The sequence below is a fragment of the Streptococcus oralis genome, assembly GCF_026782235.1.
Lineage (GTDB): Bacteria > Bacillota > Bacilli > Lactobacillales > Streptococcaceae > Streptococcus > Streptococcus oralis_CC.
In genome coordinates this window covers 1-4,979 of sequence record NZ_JAKUWE010000012.1, presented here as the reverse complement: position 1 = coordinate 4,979, position 4,979 = coordinate 1, and the positions used below count along the sequence as shown (strand labels likewise).

The following is a 4,979-nucleotide window of genomic DNA, read 5'->3' as shown; positions in this document are numbered from 1 at the left end:
ATAGGGAACTATATATCAGTTTACACCAACCACAAGATATAGTGTCTCCGATAATGTCAAAAAAGACGACTTCCAAACGGAAATCGTCTTTTAATACTGTCTAAATTCATCAGGGTGTTCTGCCATGTATTCAGCCAACCACTCCATGCCATAGGCAATTTCAAAAACTTCTAAAATCAAGGATATATCTGGTTCAAATCTATATTCTTTTAGTTTGCTGATGACTTCTTTGGGAGAACGAATCTTGATTAACTTAATAATTTCACCTGCATCTTGTCTGTCTCGGTCTCGTCCGCTCTCTAATTTCATTCCTACGATATAGGATAATGGCGGCACCAAAACGGTAAGATGAGAGAAACTAAAGGCTTTCTTGCATATCGCTCTTGGCGGTGTACGATTAAGATTGGCAACGGAATTATTCAGCCATAACTCATCAGGCTCATTCACTCCAAATTCATCTCCAACCTTCTTAATAATACTCCTGATTTTAGCATCTTCTTGATAAAAAGCATCCACATCCTGCGTACCACGAAGGTCGTAATATTCAAGGACAAATCCACCAACACAGATAATCTCAAGTAGAATGTTTTCTTTTGCCAATCCCGTATTCAGAGCTTTAAAAAGAATCTTCTTATCCATAATTTCCCTCCCTAAAGAGTTTCAAAATATCTTTGGGTTTGGATTTTCGGTTTGCCTGCAAAACGTGTTCTCTTGTATGTGTGCCATCTGTCAAGGCATCTTGTAGCGTTATCTTTTGAAAAGGAGTCAAGGTCGGATTTTTTAACAACTGTTTCACATCATCAGAACTCAATTTAGTCTCTTCGTCCTGAATAACCTTATAGAGGTAACGAAACCATAAATCACCATCTTTTTGGGAATGCTCACTGGCACGAACCATGTAATCATACCAAGTTGTCATTAGCTATCTCCCTTCTTGCTCTCTTTTGGATTGAAGTGTAATGCTATCCACAGTTTTTTATCAAACTCAGATAATTCCTTTTTCTTATGATTCATGTAATCACTAAAATCAGGTAAGGGTTTCGTATACTTCTTCTCAAAGTACATATAAAAATCTTCTTTGGTTTCAGAAATATCCACCAATGCTTCTAGTTCTGCCAAATGCTTAGATAAACTTTTTCTATCTACCTTATCTAAGGTATCATAGATACAATTTTTGGTTAGTTGAGCGTAAAAAGGGCGGTGTTCAATAACAAAATCTACGGAAAATTTCTTTTCCCAGAGTTTTGTGTATTTCTCGTAAAAACTATCAGAGATACTGACCTGATAGGGAATTAACTTGCTATCTACCCTACGAGAGATAGTACGCTCTAGTTCAAAATGTAGGTCAGCCCGTGTATTAGCAACCATAGATTAACTCCTTGTATTTTGTACGAACGCTAGCGTTAGAGAGCAAGAGATTAAAACGTTGAGTGTCAGAATAATCACGAGTGTTGTATCGAAAAACAAATTCATCCACATAATCTTGAAGATACTTCTTAGACCATGAGTGGTAGATACCTAAAACCCCTCGCTTCAAACCAGCCCAAAATCCTTCAATGGTATTTGTATAAACATCACCTACGACATACTCTCTTGCACCATGATTAACATAGTCGTGTTGATACATTTTTGCCACTTTATTATAACCCAGCCATTCATCTGTGTAAAGCTGAGCAGTTTCTTTCACGTATTTTACGATTTGTTCCGTCAATGTTTTTGTCTTTGTATCAGGAACGTGGTGAGCATTGACTTTACCTTGACGTTATACCATACCGACAACTGCTGATTTATCTTTCAAGGAACGACCTTGTGCATTTTTGACTTTCTTAGAGTTATGACGGTTTTTATTTTTGCCACCAATATATGTCTCATCAACTTCTACCACATTATCAAGGTCGTTGTTATTTTCAGAACCAAAGCATTTACGAATACGCTCTAGCATAAACCACGCTGTTTTTTGTGTAACCCCTATATCCTTAGAAAGCTGAACAGAGGAGATACCTTTTTTATGAGAAGTGACAAGCCAAATCGCCATGAACCATTTACGTAATTCAATTTTAGTATTGTCAAAGAGAGTACCTGTCTTAACATTGAAGTATTTACCAGTATTCTTGCAACGGTATTTGTTCCCTTTGCATTTATAGACTTTTGAAGTAGCATCAAAAGGGCTGATAATCACATCGCCCCAAATCATATTTTCCAAATGGTCTATACATGATTGCTCGTCAGGAAAAGCAGATTGTAAATCAAATAATGACTTAAATTCAAACTTCATAACTGGTACTCCTTTATCTTGAAATCCATTATAGCACTATAAAACATAAATGTCAACGATTTGTGTCATAAACTACTAGATAAAAGGCTACTTTTTTGATATAATAGAACTATCAAAAAGTAAAGGAACTGATTGGTATGAACGCAATCACAGCTCACAGCTCACAGCTCACAGCTCACGCTGATTATGTAATCGGACGTGTTTTTTGTCAACCCCTAAAACAGGCTTTTTCACGTTTTTGTGAGGAAGTCTTTTCTGTTGATTTTGAAAGTGAGGTGGCATAGTGAAACGTATTGAAATAATACAAACTATTGGAAAAGAATACCTTACTTCAAACATTGAAAATGATGAGTTTAGTTACCAGAAAGCTCTGAAAGAAGTCGGAAAAAATATAGCGGATTTTCAAAAAGAGCACTACAAACGAAAATACAAAGACTTAGATATTCGCTTTGAAAATGGTGGTCTGACAGTATTAGTAGAAACAAAAGCATCTTATAATGAAAAAGATTTCGAGCAGTTAGAAGCCTATGTAAGTTATGAAAAACAACTTACAAATAATAGAATAGTTGCTATACTTGCGAATACTAAAAACGATGATTTTCTAATCTGGACAGATGATAGTGGAATCATCAGTTCAAACAATGCCAATAAAAATGAGTATGCCATACAGAATTTAGAGTATTATTTCGACTTGTTTTTCGGAACAAAAAATAATCGCCTGAAATTAGTTCAAAACACTTACTCATTAAATGAACTGCTACATAAATATGGAATAAACGAAAAAATTCGTAGTCAATTTGTAGGTACTTGTCTCTTATCTTTAAAATATAGTCTTACTTTTGAAGGGTTGGAAACAAAACAGATAATTTCAGGAATTGAAATTATCTTAACCAACTTGTTAGAAAAGGACTTAAACAAAGCCACAAAATTAACTATCTTAAAAAATAATGTACTTGATTCACAAGATGTAAGGGAGCTTCCCAAAGAAGATTTTTCCATAATTTTGAGAAAAATCAAGAAGGATATATTACCATATATTAACGACAAAAATACAGCAGGACAAGATTTGCTAAACCTTTTCTTTACTACCTTCAATAAGTATGTTGGTAAAGCAGATAAAAATCAGGCTTTTACTCCTGACCATATAGTACATTTCATGTGTAAGGTCGCAGGAATAAATAGAAATTCTGTGGTTTTAGACCCTTGTTGTGGTAGCGGAGCATTTTTAGTAAGAGCATTAACTGAAGCACTCGATGATTGTTATACAGAAGAAGAACGAAAGAATGTCAAGAAGCACCAGATATATGGTATAGAATTTGAAGATACTGCTTTCGGTTTATCAACAACCAATATGCTAATTCATGGCGATGGAAATTCAAATATTGTCAAAGGTAGTTGTTTTAATGAGGATAATTATGTTGATAAAGGTGTAAATGTTGTGTTAATGAATCCTCCTTATAACGCTCAAAGAAAACATTGTAAAAAAGAGTATGTTGCTGAATGGTCTTCCAAAACAAACACCGACCCTTCTAAGGGGTTTCACTTTGTTTACGAAATAGCCGAAAAAGTCAAAACTGGAAAACTTGTTGTGTTATTACCTATGCAATGTGCTATTGGTAGCTCGAAAGAGAAGGAAATCATACGCTATAAAAAAGAAATGATGAAAAAGCACACGCTTGAAGCGGTATTTTCACTACCTCCTGATGTATTTCATCCAGGGGCTAACGCTTCAGCTTGTTGTATGGTATTTAATCTAGGTGTACGACATTCAAAAGCTAATGTCAAAGAAACATTTTTTGGTTACTACAAAGATGATGGATTCATGAAAAAGAAAAACCTAGGACGAGTTGAAAAAACTGACCCATCTGGTAAAGGTGTATGGAAAGAAATAGAAAAAGAATGGTTAGAATTATTTTGGAATAGAACCAGTAAAATTGGAAAATCTATCGTAAAACAAGTTAATGAAACTGATGAATGGCTGGCAGAAGCATATATGGAAACTGATTATTCTGATACTCATAGTTTAGAATTCCAGAAGTCTATAAATGAATATCGAGCATACTCATTACGACACCAAGACCAAGCATTGAAAACAAATGGTACTGAATTAGACACTTCCGATTGGAAGTATTTTAAATTGGCAGGAAAAGGAGGGATATTTGAATTAGAAAGTTGTAAGTGTAAAAATGCCACAGAATTACTTGAAGAAGGCTCAGATATAGAATATATAGGGGCAAAAAAATCAGACGGTGGATTTATGGAATGGGTTAAAAACGTTCCAGAACTAACAACCAGAGGAAATTGTATTGTTTTCATTTGTGATGGGCAAGGTTCAGTTGGTTATACTAATTATATAGACCATGATTTCATCGGCTCTACTACACTCTCTGTTGGAAGAAATACTAATCTAAACAGATATAACGCTATGTTTATTGTAACTATTTTAGATAAAGAAAGATACAGGTATTCATTCGGAAGAAAGTACAAGACAAACTTAACTAAAACAATGATTAGATTACCAGCTAAAAAAAATCCCAATGGGAAATATGAACCCGATTGGGACTTTATGGAAAAATATATCAAAACACTACCTCATGGCAAAAATCTATAATCAAATAAAGACGATTTCCGAAAGGAAGTCGTCTTTTTGGTATTGTTGAAAATACTACATATTGTAGTTGATGTAAACTGGTATATAGTTCCC

5 protein-coding genes and 1 pseudogene are annotated in these 4,979 nt (G+C 34.5%); 2 read left to right on the top strand and 4 right to left on the bottom strand.

Features of this window, described 5'->3' with window-relative positions; translation table 11 throughout:
- Positions 1 to 90: 90 nt before the first annotated feature.
- From MK396_RS09970 to MK396_RS09955, 4 genes and pseudogenes are all read right to left on the bottom strand, one after another.
- Positions 91 to 639, bottom strand: a complete 549-nt coding sequence (locus MK396_RS09970) for a DUF6036 family nucleotidyltransferase (protein ID WP_268724448.1) — start codon at positions 637 to 639, stop codon at positions 91 to 93.
- Positions 632 to 919, bottom strand: a complete 288-nt coding sequence (locus MK396_RS09965; protein WP_268724447.1) for a hypothetical protein — start codon at positions 917 to 919, stop codon at positions 632 to 634. Before MK396_RS09965 ends, MK396_RS09970 begins: the two co-directional genes overlap by 8 nt.
- Positions 919 to 1,368 carry a hypothetical protein gene (locus tag MK396_RS09960; RefSeq protein WP_268724446.1) on the bottom strand — a complete coding sequence of 150 codons (450 nt, stop codon included), beginning with the start codon at positions 1,366 to 1,368 and terminating at the stop codon, positions 919 to 921. The genes MK396_RS09965 and MK396_RS09960 overlap by 1 nt, the downstream gene beginning before the upstream one ends.
- Positions 1,358 to 2,275, bottom strand: a pseudogene (locus MK396_RS09955) (IS1595 family transposase). Before MK396_RS09955 ends, MK396_RS09960 begins: the two are co-directional and overlap by 11 nt.
- A gap of 137 nt (positions 2,276 to 2,412) precedes the next feature.
- Here MK396_RS09955 and MK396_RS09950 point away from each other — a divergent pair.
- Together MK396_RS09950 and MK396_RS09945 are read left to right on the top strand one after the other, a co-directional pair.
- Complete coding sequence (locus MK396_RS09950; RefSeq protein WP_268724445.1) at positions 2,413 to 2,559, top strand: hypothetical protein; 147 nt, start codon at positions 2,413 to 2,415, stop codon at positions 2,557 to 2,559.
- Complete coding sequence (locus MK396_RS09945; protein ID WP_268724444.1) at positions 2,559 to 4,886, top strand: N-6 DNA methylase; 2,328 nt, start codon at positions 2,559 to 2,561, stop codon at positions 4,884 to 4,886. Before MK396_RS09950 ends, MK396_RS09945 begins: the two co-directional genes overlap by 1 nt.
- Positions 4,887 to 4,979 lie beyond the last annotated feature (93 nt).